Here is a 21,282-nt window from a genome sequence, read left to right as displayed (position 1 = left end):
CGCTTCACCCCGACCGCTTCGATACACTATCCTGAGGAGGACTTACCGCCGGATATACCGGAAATACCACACCTCATGCCCCTGGCGGCGGGCCTTGCGTTCGTAGCGCGTTTCGGGCCAGTCGGCGGGGCGGGTGAGGAAGTCGGCGGGCGTGCGGGCCTGCCATTCGAAATCGGCCCGGCCGTTCATGATCATCATCGACCAGTGGCAATAGGTCGGGTCGTCGGTGCCCAGGCGGAATTCGCCACCCGACTTCAGCTTGCGCGCGATGGTGTCGAGCGGGCCGTGGTTCATCATCCGCCGCTTGGCGTGGCGGGCCTTGGGCCAGGGATCGGGGTGGAGCAGATATACGCGCTCCAGGCTGGCATCGGGCAGCCGCTCGATCACCTCCAGCGCGTCGCCCATGTGCAGGCGGACATTGGTCAGCTCGCGGTCGCGGATATGGCCTAGCGCACCGACCACGCCGTTCAGGAACGGCTCGCAGCCGATAAAGCCGGTGCCCGGCGTCGCCTCGGCCTGTCCGGCCAGATGCTCGCCCGCGCCGAAGCCGATCTCGACCTGAAGCGGCCGATCCTCGCCGAACAGGCGCACGGCATCCAGCGGGCCTTCCTCGGGCACGCTCAGCGTCGGCAGCATCTCTTCGACCAGCGCGGCCTGGCCCTGGCGAAGCTTATGGCCCTGACGCCGACCATAAAGGCGGCGGATCGTCGTCGGATCGTTCATCGCCGGGCCTTTAGCGCGGGTCGGACAGGGAGCCAAGGGTGGGGTCGCTCGTTGCGCTTCCACCATGCAAGACGATGCTCCCCAACCCGATGGAAAGGCGCAGAAGGCCGCCGATGCCAAGGACCTCCACCGCGCGGTGCGTGAGGCGGGGGAGAGCGAACTGGACCGGCCCGCCGGTGCGCTGTTTTGGTCGGGGCTGGCGGCGGGGATCGCGATCCACAGCTCGCTGATCGCCGAGGGCGCACTTCACGCCGGGCTGCCTGAGGCGCCGTGGCGCGGACTGGTCGCGTCGCTGGGCTATCCGGTGGGGTTTCTGGTCGTCATTCTCGGGCGGATGCAGTTGTTCACCGAAAGCACCATCACCGCGATGCTGCCGCTGGTGACGAAGCCATCGGCCTGGGCGCTTCAGCGGACGCTGCGGCTCTGGGGGATCGTGCTGGTCGCCAATCTGATCGGCACGGCGCTGGCCGCGGGCATGGTGGCGGCGGGGGCGCTGGGCAATGCCGAGATTCGCGAGTCGATGGTCGCGGTGTCGGTCCGTATCCTGGAGCTGGGCGGATGGGACACGTTCGTCAACGCCATCCCAGCCGGGTTCCTGATCGCGGTGGTCGCCTGGATCCTGCCCAATGGCCGGACCCAGGCCTTCTGGATCATCCTGGCCATCACCTATGTCATCGCGATCGCCGGATTCAGCCACTCGATCGTCGGCGCGGACGAGGCGTTCCTGCTGCTGTTCACCGGTCAGGTGTCCGTCGAGCGGGCGATGTTCGGGCTGATGCTCCCGGCGATCCTGGGCAATCTGGTCGGTGGGGCGGGGCTGTTTACGCTGCTCGCCCATGGTCAGGTACAGGGCGAGGCACGGGAATAGCATTCGGGGCCATCGACCCTCGCTGGCGCCCCAGCCAACGCCGCACCGGAACGTCGTACAGGCGGTCCAGGGCATAGGCCAGCGCGGCAAAGACGAGCGTATAGCCGCTGGCGAACAGCAACAGATGGTCCCGATAGACGAGCGTCCCGGTGGTGTAGCTCCACAGAAGGACGACGCCGATCATGGGGCAATGCGTGACGTAAAGCGCATAGGACGTCCCGCCGGACAGGGAGCAAAGGCGGGCCGTTGATCCCGTCGGCGCGATGCGCGATCCCAGCAGGATGAAGAGCGGCGACGCGACGAGGATGAAGGCCAAATCATAGGGCCCGGCGTACTGCGCGGGGGGCGAGCAAATCAGTAGGGCGGCTAGCGCGAGGCACAGCAGGCCCAGCATGACATTACCCGGAGCCGTCCCGGGCGTTCGGCCGCCAGAGAGAAGGCGAACCAGAATCCCGATGGAGAAGGACAGGGCACAGCGGACGAGGCCGAACAAAAGATTGCTCCACTTGTCGCCTGCCGCCACATCGCCATGGGCGGTGACATAGACCGTCAGGATCACTGCGAGCGTTGCGCAAAGGACGACCATGGTCCGCACGCTGATCCGCCGCCACAGGATCGCCATCAGGATATTGGCCATCAATTCCAGCATGAGCGTCCAGCAGGGCCCGTTCAGCGGGAACAGGTCTCCCGTCGGGGGCAAAGACGGCAGCAGGACGAGCCCCGTCGCGATGCTCGACAGCAAATGTCCGCCCGTGATCCCCTGCGTCGGGTCGATCAGCAGGATAAGCCCGTTCGCCGCCAGACCGATCGACAGGCCGATCGCATAGAGAGGATAGAGCCGGATCAACCGCAGCCACAGGAACGCGCCGACCGACAGGCCCTGGCGGAACCGCTCTTCATAGGCGTGGAACAGCACGAAGCCGCTGAGCGCGAAGAACAGGTCGACGGCCAGATAGCCATGACCGAATATCCCGCCCCGGAACCCGGTCGCCACGCCCGTGACATGGTAATAGACGACGATGATCGCCGCCAGGCCGCGAAGGCCGTCCAGCGCGGGATAGCCACGGCCCCCGGCGTCCGGCACCGAACGGACCGGGCCGCCCTCTTTTCCCCATGTCGACATCGATGCCATCGACGCCATCAGGCCCAATATGGGTTAAGACCTGATGAAATGGCGGTTCCGGCGCTGGGCGAGGGCCAAGAAAAACGCCCGCGCGGATCGTCTCCGCACGGGCGTCTTTGCTTTACCGGATGGACGGGATCAGGCGACGGCGGCCTTGATCTGGTCGACCAGGTCGGTCTTTTCCCAGGTGAACAGCGCGCCCTCGGCCTCGCGACCGAAGTGACCATAAGCCGCGGTCTTCGAATAGATCGGCGCGTTCAGCTTCAGATGCTCGCGAATGCCCTTCGGCGTCAGGCGAACCAGCTTCGGCAGCGCGGCCTCCAGCTTGGCTTCCTCGACCTGGCCGGTGCCGTGCAGGTCGACATAGACCGACAGCGGCTCGGCGACGCCGATGGCGTAGGAGAGCTGGATGGTGCAGCGCTTGGCCAGACCCGCCGCAACGACGTTCTTGGCGAGGTAGCGCGCGACATAGGCCGCCGAGCGGTCGACCTTGGTCGGGTCCTTGCCGCTGAACGCGCCGCCGCCATGCGGGGCCGCACCACCATAGGTGTCGACGATGATCTTGCGGCCGGTCAGACCGGCGTCACCGTCCGGGCCGCCGATTTCGAACAGGCCGGTCGGGTTGACGTAGATCTGCTTGTCTTCGGGCAGCCAGCCTTCGGGCAGGATGTCGGTCAGCACCGACTTCACATAGTCGCGGAGCTTGGCCTGGCCCGCTTCGTTGGACAGTTCGGCCGAATGCTGGGTCGACACGACGATCGCGGTCGCGCCGACGGGCACACCGTTTTCATAGCGCAGGGTCACCTGGCTCTTGGCGTCGGGCTCCAGGAAGGGGGCCGCGCCGGAGTGGCGGTCGGCCGCCATCTTTTCCAGGATCTTGTGGCTGTAATAGAGGGTCGCGGGCATCAGTCCGGGCGTCTCGTCGGTCGCGTAACCGAACATGATGCCTTGGTCGCCAGCGCCTTCGTCCTTGTTGCCGCTCTCGTCCACGCCCATCGCGATATGCGCCGACTGGGCGTGCAGGTTGTTCGAAAAGTCGAAGGTCTGCCAGTGGAAGCCCGACTGCTCGTAACCGATCCGCTTGACGGTATCGCGCACGGTCCGCTCGATCTCTTCCAGCGCGCCCTCGGCCCACTGGTCGTTCTCGAACACGCCCTTGCAGCGGATTTCACCCGCCAGCACGACCTTGTTGGTGGTGGTCAGGGTCTCGCACGCGATGCGCGCTTCCGAATCCTTGGACAGGAACAGGTCGACGATCGAGTCGCTGATCTGGTCTGCGACCTTGTCGGGGTGACCTTCGGAAACCGATTCCGAGGTAAAGATGTACGAGTTCCGCATTCCCGTCCTCATAAGGATATAAAGATAGCTTTATATCGGTCCTAGCGGCCACGGCGGCGGAAGGCAACGCCGATCGCGGTCAGGCCTGCGGCGATGGCCAGCGCCATCATGTTGCCGATGCGCGAGAAGGGCGTGGGCGGCAGGGCGGCGGGCAGGGGGGCTTGCGCCGCGCCCGCCGTCTCATGGGGTACGGTGGCGATCAGGCGGCCATCGGCGGCGATGATCGCCGAGATGCCGGTCGGGGTGGCGCGAATGATCGGCAGCCCCTCCTCGATCGCCCGCATCCGCGCCTGCGCCAGATGCTGCGGCGGGCCCCAGCGGCCGAACCAGGCATCATTGGACGGATTGAAGAGGAGGCGCGGGCGATGCGCTTCGTCCACTACCTGGCCGGAGAAGATGATCTCGTAGCAGAGCTGTACCCCGACCGGCCCGAAGCCCGGCACGCGCAGATTGCGCGGACCGGGGCCGGGGGTGAAGTCCATGTCGCCGGGGACGAGGCGGGCGAGACCCAGCGGCTTCAGCAGCCATGGCATGGGCAGATATTCGCCATAAGGCACGAGATGCGCCTTGTCGTAGCGGCCGGTGATCCGTGCCGAAGGGCCGATCGCAAAGACGCTGTTGGTCGCGCTGCTCACCCGAGCGCGATCAGGCGAGAAGAGCAGCGCGGTGCCCCCGACCAGCGCGGTGTCGCGCGGTCCCAGCACGCGGGCGATCTGGCGGCGCGTCCAGAAGGGCGGGGCATAGTTGAACCCGAAATAGGCCCAGTCTGGGTAACCATCCTCGATCATGTCGCGCACGACGCCCTCGGGCCAGACGATCAGCCGGGGGCGGGGGCCGGGACGTCCCGACAATTGCGTCAGGCGTTCGAGCAGCAGCGGCCCGTCGCTCTGCCCGCGCTGGTCCTGGCTGACATTGGGCTGGACGACGCGGACCAGCGGCGCGTCAGGGGCGGGATCGGCGGCGCGGGTCAGCGGAGCGGACAGCGCGGCCAGCCCGGTCGCGGGCACCATCACCGCCGCCAGATGCCAATGCCTGCGAAGCGCCAGCCAGATCGCGCCCGCCAGCACCACGGTCAGACCCGATAGGGCATAGGTGCCGATAAAGGCGCTCATCCGCGCCACGCCGATCACTGGCAGCCACGCGACCGACAACGGGTCCCAGGCATAGCCGGTGAACAGACGCGCGCGTAAATATTCGGTCGCGATCCATGCCGCACCGAAGATCAGCACATAGGCCGCATCCGGTCGCCGCCCCCGCAACCTCCAGGTCACGCCCGCCGCCGCCATCGGGAAGATCGCGAGGTAGAGCGCCAGTCCGACCGCCGCGAAATAGCCCAGCACCGGCGGCATCTTGTCCTGAAAGTCGAAGGCGTGCTGGAACCAGTTGTTGTTGACGGTGAAATGCCCGACCCCGAACGCCCATCCGCGCCACAGCGCGCCCCGGATGCTGGGCGCATCCTGCACCAGCGCGAGCAGGACGATCAGCCCGACCAGCAACAGCGGCCAGAGGTCCAGCGGGGCAAAGCCACAGGCGGCGACGGCCCCGGCGATCAGGGCGAGGAGAGCGGGATAGCGGGTCACGGCGGCAGGATATGGCGCGGGCCTGTGACAGGAGCAATGCGGGATGTGTGGCGATGCCCCTCCACCACCCGGCTGTGCCGGGCGGTCCCCCTCCCCAAGCACAGCTTGGGGAGGATTTGAGTAGCCCATTCCTCCCCAAGCTTGGCTTGGGGAGGGGGACCATCGCGTCAGCGATGGTGGAGGGGCATCCCGTCGCGAAGAGGTGGAAAAACCCGCCCCGCCACCCTAGCTTTCCCTCATGACCTTACGCCCCTTCCATCTCGCCTTCCCGGTCCACGACCTGGCCGCCGCCCGCCATTTCTATGGTGAAGTCATGGGCTGCCCCGAAGGCCGGTCGAGCGATCACTGGATCGACTTCGACCTATTCGGTCATCAGATCGTCGCGCATCTCGATCCCGCCGCCAAGCCAATTGCGGTCGAGAATGCGGTCGACGGCCATCAGGTGCCGGTGCCGCATTTCGGCGTCGTCCTGACCATGCCGGATTGGGAAAAACTGGCCGCGCGCGTCGAGGCGGCGGGCATCTCCTTCGGCATTGCCCCCTATGTCCGGTTCAAGGGCCAGCCGGGCGAGCAGGCGACGATGTTCTTCCGCGACCCCAGCGGCAACGCTCTAGAGTTCAAGGCCTTTGCTGACGACGCGATGCTCTTTGCTACGGAGATGACCGCATGAGCGCCCCCATTTCGCTCGATATCCCGCACAAGCTCGGCAAGGAGGGCGTGCGCCAGCGGCTGGATGGCGGCATCGGCAAGATCGGCCGCATGATCCCCGGCGGCGCCACCGTCGAGCATCGCTGGGACGGCGACACGATGCACTTCACCGTTGGCGCGATGGGCCAGTCGATCGGCGCACAGGCGACGGTCTATGAGGACAAGGTCCATGCGGTGGTCAACCTGCCCGCCTTCCTGGCACTCTTTTCCGGCCAGCTGGAGGCGGTGATCCGCTCGGAGGCTCCGAAGCTGTTGAAGTAGCGCAGCGAGCGGGGCGGCAAGCGATCTATTTTATTGTCGCTCGGTCGTGAATTTCCCTGGAACGCTGTTCCTGATGATACAGTCCCGCCCCCAAGTCTGACAATCCAGCAACAGTGCGTCATCTCCAATCCGATACCAGACTTCACCCTTGCTTACCGATAGGCCGAGGTCCGTAGGATTGGTCAGCTTATACCGGCGCCGGTACGTGCATGTCTTTGGAAGACGATCATGCTTTCTATAGTCCCGTTTCAGGCAACCCGGCGGCCATTCATAAATGGATGCCGGGACCCGTTCACCCCAATCATAGCTTGGCCCCGCGTTTCTGCGGGTCATGCTGGGCAGGCCAGCTGCGGTGGCGATCATGACCAGAGCAACGATCGCCGGAACGGCAATTTTCGGGGAAAGCCCTGTGACGATCGCCATGGCGGGGGACTGTTTCCAGCTCAATAATTACTTCGCCGCGCTGACCTTCCACACCACATTGCCGACGTCATCCGCGACTAGCAGGCCGCCCGTCTTGTCGACGATCACGCCCACGGGCCGTCCCTGCGCCTCGCCCTTGGTGTTCAGGAAGCCGCCGACCACCTCGACCGGCTTGGCTTTGGGTACGGGAAAGGCGTTCGCGAAGGGCACGAACACGACCTTGTAGCCCGAAGGCGGCTTGCGGTTCCACGAGCCATGCTCGCCGATGAATGCCCCGCGTGCGAACCTGTCGCCCAGCTTCGCGCCCTCGGAGAAGGTCAGGCCCAGCGCCGCGACGTGCGGCCCCAGCGCATAGTCGGGGCGCTTCACATATTGCTGGAGGGGCGGATTGGCCGGCTGGACCCGATTGTCGGGATAGCCGCCCCAATAATACCAGGGCCAGCCGAAGTGATCGCCGAACTCCACCTGGGTCAAATAATCGGGCACCAGGTCGGAGCCGAGCATGTCGCGCTCGTTGACCACGGTCCATAGCCGCCCGTTGACCGGGTTCAGCGCCATGCCGTTCGGGTTGCGCAGCCCCGCCGCATAGATTCGCCAGTTCTTGTCCTGCGGCCAGACCTGCAGGATCGCGGCGCGGTTCTTTTCAAGATCCAGACCATTCTCGGCGACGTTGCTCGACGAGCCGACCGACACGAACAGCGTCTTGCCGTCGCCCGAGGCGATCACGTTGCGCGCCCAGTGATTGCCCGCCGGGCGCAGGGGCACGACCTTTTCCGGCTTGGCGGCGATCTTCGTCACGCCATCCTGATACGGCACGCGGACCAGTGCATCGGTGTCGGCGATGTAGAGCTGCCCGTCGAACAGCACCATGCCGAAGGGCGAGTTGAGCCCGGTCAGGAACGGCGTCTTCATATCCGCCACGCCGTCCCCGTTCGTGTCGCGCAACAGGGTGATCCGATTGGCCGAAGGCACCGCCGCGCCCGCCCGGCCGAGGAAGAAGTTCATCACCCGCTGCACGATCCCCGAACCGGGCCGCGGCGGCGAGTTGGTTTCGGCGACCAGTACATCGCCATTGGGCAACTGGTACAGCCAGCGCGGATGGTCGAGACCGCTCGCAAAGGGCTGGATGGCCAAGCCCGGCGCGACGCTCGGCTTGGCGCCGTTCGCCCAGCCGACGGGCTTGGCGATGTCGACCGTGGGAATCGTCTGCTCACGCGGCGTCTCGATCGTCGGACGCGCGCCCGCAACCTGATCGACGCTCAACCGCGCCGTGTCGGGCCAGGCAAGCCAGGTGACGACACCGATGCCGATCAGGACGATGATGCCGAGGACAATCAGGACATGTTTACGCATGGCCCGAGGATAGGGTGGGCGCGGCGTGGGGGGAAGGGAAAAGCGTGACGTCGCGCTGGCCTTCTATGGCCTTTGACGGCACCATCCTGGCGCGTTCTGAAGGCTTGGGAGGGCATGTCATGCGCATGGGATCGATGGAATGGGGTTTGGTGGCCGTGATGATGGCGGCCGTGCCGTCCATAGGGGCGGTTCAGGATCACGATCGACCCACACCCGTCCAGGGCCGTGAAGTCGTCGTCGAGGCAGAGAGGCTTCCGCCAACCAACGCTCCGCCCCCGCCGGGTATCACGATCCAACCCGATCGGCTGACGAACCGCATTCTGGACGAGAAGGCGCAGATGTTCGTGCGCTGTGCCCGGTTCTTCCCGGTCAAGCTGCTGCACCGGGTGATCGACGGAAAGCCGAACAGTCCGGCGCCTCTATTTGCGATGGACGGCTTCATCCGGGCCAACATGGCCTGCTGGCCCGATCTTCCGCACTCACCCATCCCTGCACCGCCTGATCTGGCAAGCTGCTGGCCGGCCACTACCAGCATGGGGCTGCCGGTATGCCGCAGCGTCTATGATCGGGGTGCCGTCCTGGAGGAGGCGATCGCGCGTTTCGCACCTGACGCGGAGTTGACGACCCGGCAAGTGGATGATCCCGCCGTTCAGGCGCGGCTGGAGGCCATGGAAGCAAACAGGCTGTCGCTAGCCTATCCCGACGAGCGGCTTCGCGCCCGGGCGCTGCAATGTCTGGTACGGTCCGAACCGGAAAACACCACCCGGATGGTGAGGGCGCATGGCCATCCGGCGCTGCAGACCCAATATGTCTATCGCATTCTCGATCAGGGTCGGCATTGCCTGGGCCGCCAGGGGGCGATCGAAGTCGAACCGCTCTATTTCCGATACGCGCTGACCGATGCCTTTTATCGCTGGGTCGTGGCGGCGCGCGGCGTCGATACCCTGCTGCCGGTCGGGTGAGCCAGGTGCCGCATTCCCTGCGCATGAATTTTGGCCGCCGGTGCCACGGGGAGCGCACCGGCGGCCGTCGAGGACGCGAATGTCAGGGAGTTTATCCGCATCCTCGAACCGGGGAGCCTTGGGAGTAATCGTCTGTACCATGACGTATAGGTCAGCCGCACGGTCGAGGATAATAGAATAAAGCGCGCTCTGTAATCGATTGAATGATTATCATTGCGGAGGGAAGAGCCCGAAATGGGTGAGTCGGCTCAGGCTTACCCCGGATCGGATATGTCCGTCATTGCAGCACATGGCACCGGCCATTCAACCTCCTGACAGCGCGAAGGGCGCCCCGAGGGAGGTATCCGATGAAGAATGTCCTCACACTGGTTCCAATGTTTGGCGCAATTGGCGTCTTGGGCTGCCTGACGGCCGCGCAACCGGCGGCAGCCATGCCGTCTTGCGAGCAGGAAGTCCGGATTCGCTGCTCTGGTTATGACGTTCAGGGACGACCTCGCCTCGATACTCGCCATTCGAGCTATGAAGAATGCGTCGAGGAAGAGACGGCATGGCGATGCATGGGGGGGCCATCCTATTGGAGCGGCAGTGACGACTGGACCGCGTTCCGTCGGGAGGGCGGTTTCCGCTAACCGACAATCACCCTCATGGCCGACTTGCCGCAATCATGCAGCAAGTCGGCCTTTGCGATCATGCCAGTTTGGGAAGCGTCAGCACCATATCGCAGCGGTCGAGCCCTGGCCCATATCCATCCGCCATCACGCTCTCGGCCCGAAAGCCCAGCCGCTCGTAAAAGGCTCGGCTATGCTGGCTGGTATCCAGCCGGACCTCGCGGACATCCGCTTGGGCGGCCCGGTTCAGTCGTACGCGAACCAGCGCGGTGCCGATGCCCTGTCTGTGCCGCGTGCGGTCGACCATGCCCCAGCAGAAATGCGCGATACGTCCGTTCGCGCCGATGGCCATCCCGCCGCAGCCGACGAGGCGACCATCCCTTTCCGCCACCTGAAACGCCCACTTCGCCGCATCATGGTCGAGAAAATGCGCGAAGTCGGCGCGTTCAGACGGCGCGAAATAGGGAGCGCTATTGCCGTCGAACAGCGCCAGGCAGGTGTCGCGATCCCCGGCCCGATAGGCGCGGATCACTCGTCGACCGTGGCCACCGCCGGATGGAGGCGCAGGCGGTGGATGCGACGCTCATCGGCCTCCGTCACCTCGATCCGCCAGCCGCTGGGATGGTCGATACAGGTGCCGACCGGAGGCACCTGTCCTGCCAGCACGGCGGTCAGGCCACCCAGCGTGTCGACATCGTCCTCCGCTTCTTCAAGCTGCGGGTCGACGGCGCGGCCGACCTCTTCCAGCCCGACGCGCGCATCCGCATCCCAGGCACCGCCATCGAGCGGCACGAGCAGCGCCTGCGGCGCCTCGTCATGCTCGTCCTCGATCTCGCCGACGATTTCCTCGATCAGGTCCTCGATGGTGACGAGGCCCTCCGTGCCCGAATATTCGTCGAGCACCACGGCCAGGTGCACCCGCTTCTGGCGCATGTCGGCCAGCAGATCGAGCGCCCCGCGCGACATGGGCACATAGAGCGGATCGCGGATCAGCCCGGCGATGGTGGCGGGATGCTCCGCGCCGGTCGCCAGGATATTGAACACGTCCTTGATATGCACCATGCCGATGATCGAATCGAGCGTCTCGCGATAGACGGGCAGGCGGCTGTGCCCGGCCTCGGCAAAGATCTGGACCAGATGGTCGAAGGTCGTGCGCTCCTCGACCGCGATGATGTCGGCACGCGGCACGCCCACGTCACCGGCATCGCGCTCGCCGAAATGCAGCAGGTTGCGGACCATCTGACGCTCCAGCGGGGTCAGGTCGCCCTTGGCATCGGGGCCGGGATCGCCCTCATGCCGGTCGATCGCATCCTCCAGCTGGTCGCGGAGCGACTCTTCCTGATCGCCGCCGAAGATCAGGCTTTTCAGCCCGTGCCAGATGCTGGATTCGTTGGAGTCACCGTTGCCGGTGCTGCTACTGGGGCCGTCGGCCATCGGGGGGTGTCAGTCCTCGCGTATGAGATAGGGATCGGCGATGCCGAGACTGGCCAGCGCGTCGCGTTCGATCGCCTCCATTGCCTCGGCCTCGCCATCGTTCATATGGTCATAGCCTAGCAGATGCAGGACGCCATGCACCAGCAGATGAGTCGCGTGCGTTTCGGCGGAAATCCCGCGTTCGGCCGCTTCCGCCACACAGACGCCGTGGGCGAGCACGATATCGCCCAGCAGAACCTCGCCATCGTCGGAGTTCTGCGTCACCGTTTCGATCAGGTCGGGCTGGACCATCGGGAAGGACAGGACGTTGGTCGGCTTGTCCTTCTGCCGATACTGGCGGTTGAGCGACTGAACCTCGTCATCGCTGGTCAGCCGCACCGAAATCTCGATCAGCGCGGGCGTGGTCAGCAACGGGCCGTAGGGCGTCCGCTCGATCGCGGCACGCGCGGCGGTGGTAGCCAACGCCTCCCAGCTCTGCTCGTCGCCCGACCAGGGCTCTTCATGGATCAGCGCGATTTCGATCATGGGAGCCTTTCAAGGGCAGCGGGGCGGTGATGGTGAAAATCGCCGCCCCCTATCAACAGTTCCATCGTTACGCCAACGAAAGCAGATGTTGGCGAAAGCAGGCTCAGGCGTTCGGCCCTTCATAGGCGTCGACGATCCGCCCGACGATCGGATGGCGGACGACGTCGGCGGCGGTGAAGCGGCTCATCGCGATGCCCTCGACACCTTCCAGGCGACGCACCGCATCGGCCAGCCCGGATGCGGCGACGCCGCCGGGCAGGTCGACCTGATTGGGGTCGCCGCAGATCACCATGCGGCTGTTCTGGCCGAAGCGGGTCAGGAACATCTTCATCTGGGCGGGTGTGGTGTTCTGCGCTTCGTCGAGGATGACGAAGGCATCGGCCAGCGTCCGGCCGCGCATGAAGGCGATCGGCGCGATCTCGATCTCGCCGCTGGCGATCCGCCGCTCCACCTGCTCGGCGGGTAGGCAGTCGTGCAGCGCATCGTAGAGTGGGCGGAGATAGGGATCGACCTTCTCCTTCATGTCGCCGGGCAGGAAGCCCAGCTTCTCGCCCGCCTCGACCGCCGGGCGCGACAGGATCAGCCGCTGGACGGAGCCGGTGATGAGCTGCGCCACCGCCTGCGCGACCGCAACATAGGTCTTGCCAGTGCCCGCCGGGCCAAGCGCGAAGATCATGTCGTTGGACACAAGCTCCTTCATATAATGCGCCTGGGCGGGGGTGCGCGGTACGATCGTCTTCTTGCGCGTGCGGATCATGACCGATGGGGTCGAACTGCGCTCGGCGCTGAGGATGCCGTCGAGCGTCGGCTCGGACGCCATCGCGATCGAGGCGTCGACCAGGCCGGTATCCACCTCCTCGCCGCGCTGGATACGGGCATAGAGGTCGTTCAGCACGTCGCGGGCCAGCGCCACCTGCTCGGCGGTACCCTCCAGGCCGACCCGGTTGCCCCGCGCGGTGATGTACACGCCGAGGCGATTCTCCAATGCGACCAGATTGCGGTCATATTGGCCGAACAGCTGCGCCAGCACTTGCGGCTTGTCGAAGCTGAGTTCCGCCCGGCTGCGTTCACCGGCCTGGGCGGGGAGGGGCTTGCGGCTCATGCGGTCCTTTCACCGTCTGTGGTTTCCCCAAGATGGGGTGGCACCGGTCGGAACGCCAGCGAAATTGCGTGACATAGGTGTGACGCGATGAGGCTTTTTTGCGCGCAGAGGCGCAGAGGGCGCGGAGAAGAAGAGCCCTGCGTGGCGGTCGGGAGACCTTCTTCTTCCTCTGCGCTCTCTGCGCCTCTGCGCGATTAAGAAGATTTTGGTTCGCGCGGAGGCGCGGAGGCGCGGAGAGGGTGTATCTAGCCGCGATCTTGGCCTGTGAGCCATTGGCTTTCAAATAGGTCTCCCGGTCGCGAGGGCCGGATGAAGCATCGACGAGCCAGGCACCTCCGCGTCTCCGCGCCTCCGCGCGAACAAATTGCGGAAGCGCAGGCGTAGGCTCCGACTTCACTCAGCCTGAACGGAGGTTGGGGCTTACGCCGCCGCCTTCACCTTCGCCTGGCCGGTCAGCGAGTTCGGTCCGGCGGCGACCAGTTCGACCTCGACCAAGTCGCCGATCTGGTGGTCGCCGATCAGGTGGACCGACTGAAGCCAGGGCGACTTGCCGAGCATCTGGCCGGGCAGCTTGCCGCGCCGTTCGAGCAGGACGGTGCAGGTCCGTCCGACGCTGGCAAGATTGAACGCGTGCTGGTCGCGGTTGAGCGCGGCCTGGAGGCGCTGGAGGCGGTCGTCCATCACCTCAGGCAGAACCTGATCCGCCATCGTCGCGGCGGGGGTGCCGGGGCGGGGCGAGTATTTGAAGCTGAACGCCTGGGCATGGCCCATCGCGTCGACCAGGCTCAGCGTATCGGCGAAGTCCGCCTCGGTCTCGCCGGGGAAGCCCACGATGAAATCGCCCGACAGCGCGATGTCGGGGCGTGCCGCGCGCACGCGGTCCATCACCCGCATATAGCTGTCGCGCGTATGCTGGCGGTTCATCGCCTTCAGGATGCGGTCGCTGCCCGACTGCACCGGCAGATGGAGGAAGGGCATCAGGCTTTCGACGTCGCGGTGCGCGTCGATCAGCCCCTGCGTCATGTCGTTGGGGTGGCTGGTCGTGTAGCGGATGCGGTGCAGCCCCGGAATCCGGTCCAACTCGCGGATCAGGCCATGCAGGCCGCGGTCGTCGGCATCGTTCCACGCATTGACGTTCTGGCCCAGCAGCGTGATCTCGCGCGCGCCCGCATCGACCAGCGACCGCGCCTCGTCCATGATCGCCGAATAGGATCGGCTGACCTCGGCACCGCGCGTATAGGGCACGACGCAATAGGTGCAGAACTTGTCGCAGCCTTCCTGCACGGTCAGGAAGGCGGAGGGGTTCACCTTGCGACGGCCGGGCAGGTGGACGAACTTGGACTCGACCGGCATGTCGGTGTCGAGCGCGGCCTCGCCCGCCGCCGCCTTGGCGACCAGATCGGGCAGGTTGTGATAGGCCTGCGGGCCGACGACCACATCGACCTTGGCGCGGCGGACGATCTCCGCCCCTTCGGCCTGGGCGACGCAGCCTGCGACCGCGATCATCGGCTTGCGGCCCTGCTCGCCCGCATCCTTCCGCAGACGACCGATCTCCGAGTAGACCCGCTCGGTCGCGCGCTCGCGGATGTGGCAGGTGTTGAGGACGATCAGATCGGCGGCGCTGGCATCGTCGGTCGTCGACAGGCCTTGCGCGGCCATCAATTCGGCCATGCGCTCGCCGTCATAGACGTTCATCTGACAGCCGAAGGACTTGACGTGGAAGGTCTTGGGAGATGCGGGCATGACGCGGCCCTTATCGTAAAAGTCGCCCGCTCGCCAGCTTCGGGAAGGCGCACTGGCCGCGACGGAGATCAGGTTTCGACGATTCGCCGCCGGGCCTCCGCCGCGATCGCCTTGCGGTCGGGGAAGTCCGCCGGGTCGAATGGCGCGAGATAATGGAGCGTGACGGTAAACCGCCCCCGCCGCCGCAGCACCCGTTTGACATGGGCGTCCCCCGGATCGGCGCCGAGCCAGGCCAGATCGCCCGCCGCCGCGCCATAGTCGATCCGCACCGGCTGCACCCGGATACCGGGGACGGGCGGCACCAGGGCGGCGAACAGCGCGGGCTTGAAGGGCAACAGGCTGAGGTCGTCGCCGGTCGTCCCTTCCGGAAACACCGCCAACGGCTGCCCTTCGGTCAGGGCGGCGCGAATCGTCGCGACCTGATCGCCCACGCCCAACCGATCGCCGCGCTCGACGAACAGGGTGCGGTTGAGCCCGGCGAGCCAGCCGACCAGCGGCAGCGCCGCCACCTCCGCCTTGGCGACGAAACGGGTGCCCGACGTGCCCGCCAGCAGGAGGATATCCATCCAGCTCAGGTGATTGGCCGCAATCATCACATCGCGGCGTTCGGCCGTGCCGACGACGCGAATGTCCGCGCCCAGGATCATCGCGACCCGGCGCAGGAAGCGGGGCGGCCAGGGCGAGGTGCGTCCGGCCAGCCGCCACGCCCCGTGCAGCGCCAGCGCGATCAGCAGCACGCCCACGATACACAAAAGGCGACCCGCTGCTCGCAGGCCGCCCTTGCTGTCGGCGTCGTCGGGGACGGCCGCCGCCATCATCCCTTGCGGTCGAGACTGACGCCGTAAAGCTCCATCCGGTGATCGACCAGGCGGAAGCCCAGCTTCTCGGCGATCGCCTTTTGCAGCTGTTCCAGTTCGGGGTCGACGAACTCGATCACGCGGCCGGTCTCGACATCGATCAGATGGTCGTGATGCGCCTCGGGCGAAGGTTCGTAGCGGGCGCGGCCGTCGCCGAAATCATGGCGGTCCAGGATGCCCGCTTCCTCGAACAGGCGGACGGTGCGGTACACGGTCGCGATCGAGATGCCGGGATCGATCTTGGCGGCGCGCTCATAGACCTTTTCCACATCGGGATGGTCCTCCGCCTCCGACAGGACGCGGGCGATCACGCGGCGCTGTTCGGTGATGCGCAGTCCCTTTTGCGCGCACAGCGCTTCGAGATCGATTTTGCGGGCCATGGTAACGTTTCAACTCCTCGGGCAAACCCCTCTCTACCCCCAAAGCCTAATTGCGAAAAGGGGATAGCGACTCGCAATAACCCGGAAACAGTGATCGGGTCAGCCGATGGCCCGGGTTGCGATCGACCGTCGATAGGTGCGCGCGTCGTAATGGCGCCCGTCGGCGCCCTTGTAATAATTGCGCCGTTCGCCGCACTTGGCAAAGCCATGCGCGGAGTAGAACAGGATGGCGGGATTGTTCGACCGCACCTCCAGATGCAGCGTTTCCACCCCATGTGCGGCGCAGTCGGCGACGACCGCCTCGACCAGCAGGCTGCCGATCCGCGCGCGGCGATGCTCCGGCGTGACGCCCAGCAGCAGCAGTTCGGCCTCGTCCAGCACCGAACGGGTCAGCGCAAAGCCCGCCGGTTCCTCACCCGCCTCGGCGATCAGCAGCTTGATGCCGGGCAGCGCCATCACGCCCAGCAATTGCGAGCGGGTCCAGGCCTCGCCCCATTGCGGGTCGAAGGCGGCGGCCATGACCTGTTCGACGACACCGGCGTCGCGCGCGTCACCGGGGCGAAGCGAGATGCCGATGCTCGCCATCAGGCGGCCAGCCCTGGGGGCGTGATGCCGCCGGGCAGCTTGGCGTCGGGCGCGCGGCCATAGACGGGACGCGGAGGCAGGGCGGTGAGGTCGGCGGGCAGCCGCCAAGCCTCCGACGCATCGGGCAGCGCCTCGACCACCGGCAGATCGGGCGCCAAGGCGGTCAGCCAGCGAACCCCGTTGCCGATCGCGACCCGGCCCTCCAGCGCGGCAAGCGCGGCATCGGGCTTCATCGAGGCGAAGGGGGAGAGGGCGGTCAGGTCGCGGGCAAAGGCCTGCACGAAGACCTCGCCATGCCCGCCTTCCAGCACGACCGTCAGCGCGGCGTCGTCGCGCGCGGAGAACCCGGCGGCGGCGACCAGCGCCAGCGATTGATAGCCGGTCGCGGTCACGCCCCAGCCCAGGGCCAGCCCGCGCGCCGCCGCGATGCCGACGCGGATGCCGGTGAAGCTGCCCGGCCCGCAATCGACCAGGATGCGCGCCGCCCGGCCGCCATCGGGCAAGGCCGCGATCATCGGTACCAGCCGCTCGGCATGGCCACGCCCGACCACGTCATGGCCATGCGCGACCACCCGGTCGCCGTCGAGAAGGGCGACCGAGCAGGCGGCGGTGGCGGTGTCGATGACCAGCGTGCGCAAGTTCGGCTCAGGCGATCCGGTTGGCTTGGTCGAACGCCAGCCGGGGGTTGCGCGGGTGCAGCTTCGACGTGTCGCCATAACCCAGCGTCGCGATGAAGTTCGACCGAACGCCCGGCTGGTCGGCGAAGAACGCCTTGTCCACCGCGCCCTGGTCAAAGCCCGACATCGCACCGGTATCCAGCCCCAGCGCGCGCGCGGCGAGGATCAGATAGGCGCCCTGGAGCGAGCTGTTGCGAAAGGCCGAGGCTTCGCGCAGTTCGGTATTGCCGTCGAACCAGCTCTTGGCGTCCACATGCGGGAACAGCTGCGGCAGGGTTTCGTGGAAGTTCACGTCCATGCCGATGATGACGGCGGCGGGCGCGTTGCGGATCTTGTCGGCATTGCTGTCCGAGGCGCAGGACGCGAGCTTTTCCTTCGCGTCCGCGCTCAGGCACCACACCATGCGCGCCGGGTTCTGGTTGGTCGAGGTCGGCGGCATCTTCATCAGATCCCAGATCGCCCGGATCTCGTCCTCGCCTACGGCCTTGTCGAGATAATGGTTGAAGGTGCGGCCCTCGCGGAACAGCCGGTCGAGGCTGGCATCGTCGATGGGGTTCATCAGACGGCCCTCACTTCGGTGACTTCGGGGACATAATGGCGCAGCAGCTGCTCGATACCGTTCTTCAGCGTCGCGGTGGACGAGGGGCAACCGGCGCAGGCGCCCTGCATCTTCAGATAGACCTTGCCCTTGTCGAAGCCGCGATAGACGATGTCGCCGCCGTCATTGGCCACCGCCGGGCGAACGCGCGTGTCGATCAGCTCGCGGATCTGGGCGACGATGTCGGCATCCTCGGGATCGTCGGTGAAGCTGTCCTCCGACGGCACCGAAAAGTCCGCCGCACCCTGGCGGAACAGCGGCATCTGCGCCGAGAAATGGTCGAGCAGGATGCCCAGCACATCGGGCTTCACGTCCGACCAGTCAGTGCCGGGCGCAACCGTGACCGAGACGAAGTCGCGGCCGAAGAACACGCCGGTCACGTCGCCCAGGTTGAAGATCGCCTCGGCCAGCGGGCTGGCGGCGGCTTCCTCGGGCGAGGCGAAGTCGCGGGTGCCGCTGTCCATGACCTTGCGGCCGGGCAGGAATTTCAGCGTCGCCGGATTGGGCGTCGGTTCGGTCTCGATCAGCATGACCCCCATGTGGCGCGGGTTGCGATGGGGATCAAGCAGGACGCGGGAAAGGATGCGTTTCCGCGGAGGCAATCCCGCTTTGGCCAGCCCGCTTTGGCCGGCGATCAGAAGGCCGACCAGTCCTCGTTCGCCGCGCGTCGCACGGGCAGCGGCACGACCCGTTCCTTCACCGACTCGACGACCCGCAGCGGCGCGGGTGGCATGTCGAGCACGAAGCGTTCGACCGCCTGCGACAATTGCTCCGCCTCCTCGGCCAGGCTGCGCGCGGCGGCGGTGGCCTGTTCGACCATCGCGGCATTTTGCTGCGTCACCATGTCCATCTGGGACAGGCTGGTGTTCACCTCGCCCAACCCCTTGGCCTGACGATTCGCATCGTCGGCGATGCCGGTCATCAGCGTGCCCAGCCGACCCATGCCCTCGTTGATCTTCTCCAGCGCCACGCCCGTCTCGCCGACCAGCGCGACGCCGTTCTGCACGCCGCTGGCGCTGGCGAGCACGCGCTGCTTCACGTCGCGCGCGGCATCGGCCGAACGCTGCGCCAAGGCGCGTACCTCGGAGGCGACCACCGCAAAACCGCGCCCGGCCTCGCCCGCGCGTGCCGCCTCGACCCCGGCATTGAGCGCGAGCAAATTGGTCTGGAAGGCGATGCCGTCGATGACGCCGATAATCTCCTCGATCTCGGACGAGGCGCGCTCGATATCGACCATCGCCGCGCGGGCCCGGACGACCACCGCGCCGCCGTCGCGCGCGTCGGCGCAGGTCTGTTCCAGCGCCAGCGCGGCATCGCTCGCGCCGGTCGCGGCATGACGGACGGTCGCGGTGATCTCGTCCATTGCGGCGGCGGTTTCCTCCAGGCTGGCGGCCTGCTGCTCGGTGCGTTGCGACAGGTCGTCCGAGGCCTGACGTATGTCCATCGCGCCCGCCCGCACGCCGCTGGTCGCGCCCACGACGCGCGCCATGGTCGCATGCAGCGCCGCCATCGCCGTGTTGAAGTCGTTCTTCAGCCGGGCGAAGGGCTCGTCCAGCCTCGCGTCGATCCGCGCCGTCAGGTCGCCCTTCGCCAGTGCCGACAGGCCCTGGCCGATACTGGCGACGATCAGCTGGGTCTGGGCGGTCTTGTCCGCCTCGGCGCGGGCGAGCTGGTCGCGAAAGGCGACCATCGAGCGTGCCATCTCCCCCACCTCGTCCTCGCGTTCGGCATGAGGAATGGCGCGCTCGGTCTGGCCTTCCGCCAGCTGCCCCATGGCCTGGCGCAGCTCATGCAGCGGCCGGACGACGGTGCGCAGCGCCATGTACAGGCCGGTCGCCAGCCCGGCGATGGCGAGCAGCAATGTCGCACCGATCAGGATCCAGCGTCCCTGTTCGGCGACGGTATCGGCGCGGACGTGCAGCGCCTTCACCTCGTCGGTCAGCGCATCGATCCGCGCGTCGGCGATCCTGGATGCCAGTCGTTCGGCCGGGCGCACCCGCTGGCGGAAATGGGAAAGACCGGCGGCGCGGTCCCCGGTGCCTGCGAGGCGGCCGACCTCGGTCAGTTCGCGGCGGACGCGGGCCTGCGAGGTGAAATAGGCGGGCGTGATCGCATAGCGCGCCGCATCGCCTTGCAGCGTACCCAGCTGGTCGGCAAACTTGCCCAGCCGCGTGTCGAACTTGCCCTGGATCACCTTTCGCTCGGCGGGATCGCTTTCGATCACCAGGTTGAGCGCATCGCGTTGCAGCGACCGGCTGAGCGAGCGGAGTTCGGCCAGCCGCAGCATCACCGCCTCGGCATGGGCGGCATCCTGATTGGCACGGGCGACCCGCCCCTCGGTTTGCAGGGTGACGGCCGACAGGATCGCCAGCAACAGCATCGACACCAGCACGGGCGCGATGAGACGGGCTGCTACGCTCTTGATAAACATGACAATTCCGTGACAAAACCGGGGGCGACAGGCGGCGCGGCTTGTCGTGGTCACGGGTTACCAAAAGGTTAAGAGTGTCCGGTTTTCGTACCGGATCGGCCGAAGCCGAGGTCAGGCCGTCTTGCCGATCAGGCGCAGCAGGCCGTCCGCCACGGCTTGGCCGGGCTGTCGCAGCGGGCGGGCAAAACGCAGCCGCAGGACGATCCGCGCGGCCTCGGCTTCGTTCCACAATTCATGCGGATAGCTGTCGTCGAAGATCAGCGTTTCGCCTTCGGCCCAGCGCACGATCCGGTCACGCACCCGCATCCGCGCGCCGCCGTCGCGCGGCACTGCCAGCCCCAGATGACAGGTCAGCAGCCCCTTGGTGGCGCCGCGCCGCATTTCGACATGCGCACCGGGCGCGAGCAGGGCGAAGGCGGCGTCGTGCAGCCCCGGCACCTCGGCCAGCGCCGCCGTCGCGACGGGACAGCGATTCGCCGTCTCGCCATCCCGCAGCAGCGGGACGATCCGATTGGTCGAAGCCGGACCCGATACCGCAACCGCCTCGTCCCGGATCGCGCGCCATTGCCGCCGCAGCCCGGCCGTCCAGTCGAAGTCGCGAATGTCGAGAACCGGGTCGTTGGGCACCAGCGAGGATGCCGCGATCACCCCGTCGAACACCCGGCACAGCGCCGCCAGTGCGGGATGGGGCGGGGCGGGGGGCGAGGGAAGGCTGGGGATCGCGGCGACCAGGGTCGGGACGGGCCGCACGGGCCGCTCGGCCTCGCCCGAATTGTGCCATATTGTGGCCGGGCCCTGACGCTGGGCACTGGCCTTGATCGACTTGGTCATCACGTTCCGAACATCCCCGGCCCGACCCTCGGCGCCCGGGCATCGACGGCCCTTGTGACGCGGGATCAGTCTGGCCGTCCTAGGCCGCCACTGGGTCGAAATAATGGCGTCCGGCCGTTGCAAAGCGGTGCATTGGGGCGATTTAGGGGCGGCTGGCGATCCGGCGTGCGGC

Annotated in this window: 23 protein-coding genes; 5 read left to right on the top strand and 18 right to left on the bottom strand. The window is 66.7% G+C overall.

Translation table 11 applies throughout. The features are described 5' to 3' along the window. Positions 1-42 precede the first annotated feature (42 nt). Entirely contained in the window at positions 43-723 is a 681-nt protein-coding gene (gene trmB / locus GGQ89_RS06635; RefSeq protein WP_076717611.1) for a tRNA (guanosine(46)-N7)-methyltransferase TrmB, read from the bottom strand. 64 nt (positions 724-787) lie between these two features. Here trmB and GGQ89_RS06630 point away from each other — a divergent pair, with 64 nt between their 5' ends. After that, on the top strand, positions 788-1,591 hold the full coding sequence (locus GGQ89_RS06630) for a formate/nitrite transporter family protein (RefSeq protein ID WP_184105035.1): 804 nt from the start codon (positions 788-790) through the stop codon (positions 1,589-1,591). On the opposite strand, the gene GGQ89_RS06625 is transcribed toward GGQ89_RS06630, so the two are convergent. From GGQ89_RS06625 to lnt, 3 genes are all read right to left on the bottom strand, one after another. Further along, positions 1,545-2,714 (bottom strand): acyltransferase family protein, encoded by a 1,170-nt coding sequence (locus GGQ89_RS06625; protein ID WP_184105033.1) that lies wholly within the window; start codon positions 2,712-2,714, stop codon positions 1,545-1,547. The genes GGQ89_RS06630 and GGQ89_RS06625 overlap by 47 nt on opposite strands. Before the next feature lie 138 nt (positions 2,715-2,852). Further along, positions 2,853-4,052, bottom strand: coding sequence for a methionine adenosyltransferase (gene metK, locus GGQ89_RS06620; protein WP_184105031.1), 1,200 nt, complete (start codon positions 4,050-4,052; stop codon positions 2,853-2,855). 41 nt (positions 4,053-4,093) lie between these two features. After that, a complete protein-coding gene (gene lnt / locus GGQ89_RS06615; protein WP_184105029.1) occupies positions 4,094-5,632 on the bottom strand; it encodes an apolipoprotein N-acyltransferase in 1,539 nt (512 codons plus the stop codon). A 238-nt stretch (positions 5,633-5,870) separates the two neighbouring features. Here lnt and GGQ89_RS06610 point away from each other — a divergent pair, with 238 nt between their 5' ends. Together GGQ89_RS06610 and GGQ89_RS06605 are read left to right on the top strand one after the other, a co-directional pair. Further along, positions 5,871-6,302, top strand: a complete 432-nt coding sequence (locus GGQ89_RS06610) for a VOC family protein (protein ID WP_184105027.1) — start codon at positions 5,871-5,873, stop codon at positions 6,300-6,302. After that, on the top strand, positions 6,299-6,601 hold the full coding sequence (locus tag GGQ89_RS06605; protein WP_184105025.1) for a polyhydroxyalkanoic acid system family protein: 303 nt from the start codon (positions 6,299-6,301) through the stop codon (positions 6,599-6,601). Before GGQ89_RS06610 ends, GGQ89_RS06605 begins: the two co-directional genes overlap by 4 nt. 450 nt (positions 6,602-7,051) lie before the next feature. Here the strand turns inward: GGQ89_RS06605 and GGQ89_RS06600 are convergent, their stop codons facing one another. Then, the gene (locus GGQ89_RS06600; protein ID WP_184105023.1) at positions 7,052-8,377 is read right to left on the bottom strand and encodes a PQQ-dependent sugar dehydrogenase; all 1,326 of its coding nucleotides are present in this window, start codon (positions 8,375-8,377) and stop codon (positions 7,052-7,054) included. A gap of 119 nt (positions 8,378-8,496) precedes the next feature. Between GGQ89_RS06600 and GGQ89_RS06595 the strand changes: the two genes are divergently transcribed. Then, on the top strand, positions 8,497-9,339 hold the full coding sequence (locus GGQ89_RS06595; RefSeq protein ID WP_184105020.1) for a hypothetical protein: 843 nt from the start codon (positions 8,497-8,499) through the stop codon (positions 9,337-9,339). Between the two features lie 347 nt (positions 9,340-9,686). Further along, positions 9,687-9,968 (top strand): hypothetical protein, encoded by a 282-nt coding sequence (locus tag GGQ89_RS06590; RefSeq protein ID WP_156361216.1) that lies wholly within the window; start codon positions 9,687-9,689, stop codon positions 9,966-9,968. Between the two features lie 58 nt (positions 9,969-10,026). Here the strand turns inward: GGQ89_RS06590 and GGQ89_RS06585 are convergent, their stop codons facing one another. From GGQ89_RS06585 to GGQ89_RS06525, 13 genes are all read right to left on the bottom strand, one after another. Beyond that, positions 10,027-10,479, bottom strand: a complete 453-nt coding sequence (locus tag GGQ89_RS06585; RefSeq protein WP_206362774.1) for a GNAT family N-acetyltransferase — start codon at positions 10,477-10,479, stop codon at positions 10,027-10,029. After that, positions 10,476-11,381 (bottom strand): hemolysin family protein, encoded by a 906-nt coding sequence (locus GGQ89_RS06580; RefSeq protein ID WP_056436571.1) that lies wholly within the window; start codon positions 11,379-11,381, stop codon positions 10,476-10,478. Before GGQ89_RS06580 ends, GGQ89_RS06585 begins: the two co-directional genes overlap by 4 nt. 9 nt (positions 11,382-11,390) lie before the next feature. Beyond that, positions 11,391-11,906: an rRNA maturation RNase YbeY gene (ybeY, locus tag GGQ89_RS06575; protein WP_056436573.1), complete on the bottom strand. Its 516-nt coding sequence runs from the start codon at positions 11,904-11,906 to the stop codon at positions 11,391-11,393. 103 nt (positions 11,907-12,009) lie between these two features. After that, positions 12,010-13,008, bottom strand: coding sequence for a PhoH family protein (locus GGQ89_RS06570; RefSeq protein WP_056436576.1), 999 nt, complete (start codon positions 13,006-13,008; stop codon positions 12,010-12,012). Between the two features lie 420 nt (positions 13,009-13,428). Then, complete coding sequence (gene miaB / locus GGQ89_RS06565) at positions 13,429-14,751, bottom strand: tRNA (N6-isopentenyl adenosine(37)-C2)-methylthiotransferase MiaB (protein ID WP_184105018.1); 1,323 nt, start codon at positions 14,749-14,751, stop codon at positions 13,429-13,431. A gap of 68 nt (positions 14,752-14,819) precedes the next feature. Further along, a complete protein-coding gene (locus GGQ89_RS06560; protein WP_240456526.1) occupies positions 14,820-15,566 on the bottom strand; it encodes a lysophospholipid acyltransferase family protein in 747 nt (248 codons plus the stop codon). Continuing rightward, positions 15,566-15,988 carry a Fur family transcriptional regulator gene (locus tag GGQ89_RS06555; protein ID WP_007406973.1) on the bottom strand — a complete coding sequence of 141 codons (423 nt, stop codon included), beginning with the start codon at positions 15,986-15,988 and terminating at the stop codon, positions 15,566-15,568. The genes GGQ89_RS06560 and GGQ89_RS06555 overlap by 1 nt, the downstream gene beginning before the upstream one ends. A 99-nt stretch (positions 15,989-16,087) precedes the next feature. Then, the gene (locus GGQ89_RS06550; protein WP_184105014.1) at positions 16,088-16,573 is read right to left on the bottom strand and encodes a GNAT family N-acetyltransferase; all 486 of its coding nucleotides are present in this window, start codon (positions 16,571-16,573) and stop codon (positions 16,088-16,090) included. Further along, positions 16,573-17,211, bottom strand: a complete 639-nt coding sequence (gene tsaB, locus GGQ89_RS06545) for a tRNA (adenosine(37)-N6)-threonylcarbamoyltransferase complex dimerization subunit type 1 TsaB (RefSeq protein WP_240456527.1) — start codon at positions 17,209-17,211, stop codon at positions 16,573-16,575. Before tsaB ends, GGQ89_RS06550 begins: the two co-directional genes overlap by 1 nt. Positions 17,212-17,218: 7 nt before the next feature. Then, a complete protein-coding gene (locus tag GGQ89_RS06540; RefSeq protein WP_184105010.1) occupies positions 17,219-17,809 on the bottom strand; it encodes a malonic semialdehyde reductase in 591 nt (196 codons plus the stop codon). After that, a complete protein-coding gene (locus tag GGQ89_RS06535) occupies positions 17,809-18,378 on the bottom strand; it encodes a NifU family protein (RefSeq protein WP_056437140.1) in 570 nt (189 codons plus the stop codon). Before GGQ89_RS06535 ends, GGQ89_RS06540 begins: the two co-directional genes overlap by 1 nt. A gap of 104 nt (positions 18,379-18,482) precedes the next feature. Continuing rightward, a complete protein-coding gene (locus tag GGQ89_RS06530; protein ID WP_184105008.1) occupies positions 18,483-20,279 on the bottom strand; it encodes a methyl-accepting chemotaxis protein in 1,797 nt (598 codons plus the stop codon). Between the two features lie 111 nt (positions 20,280-20,390). Further along, complete coding sequence (locus tag GGQ89_RS06525; RefSeq protein ID WP_056436594.1) at positions 20,391-21,110, bottom strand: aspartyl/asparaginyl beta-hydroxylase domain-containing protein; 720 nt, start codon at positions 21,108-21,110, stop codon at positions 20,391-20,393. Between the last annotated feature and the right edge of the window lie 172 nt (positions 21,111-21,282).

Source organism: Sphingomonas yabuuchiae, assembly GCF_014199595.1.
Classification (GTDB): domain Bacteria; phylum Pseudomonadota; class Alphaproteobacteria; order Sphingomonadales; family Sphingomonadaceae; genus Sphingomonas; species Sphingomonas yabuuchiae.
The sequence above is the reverse complement of the archived record's forward strand: the minus strand, read 5'-3'. Positions and strand labels throughout refer to the sequence as shown.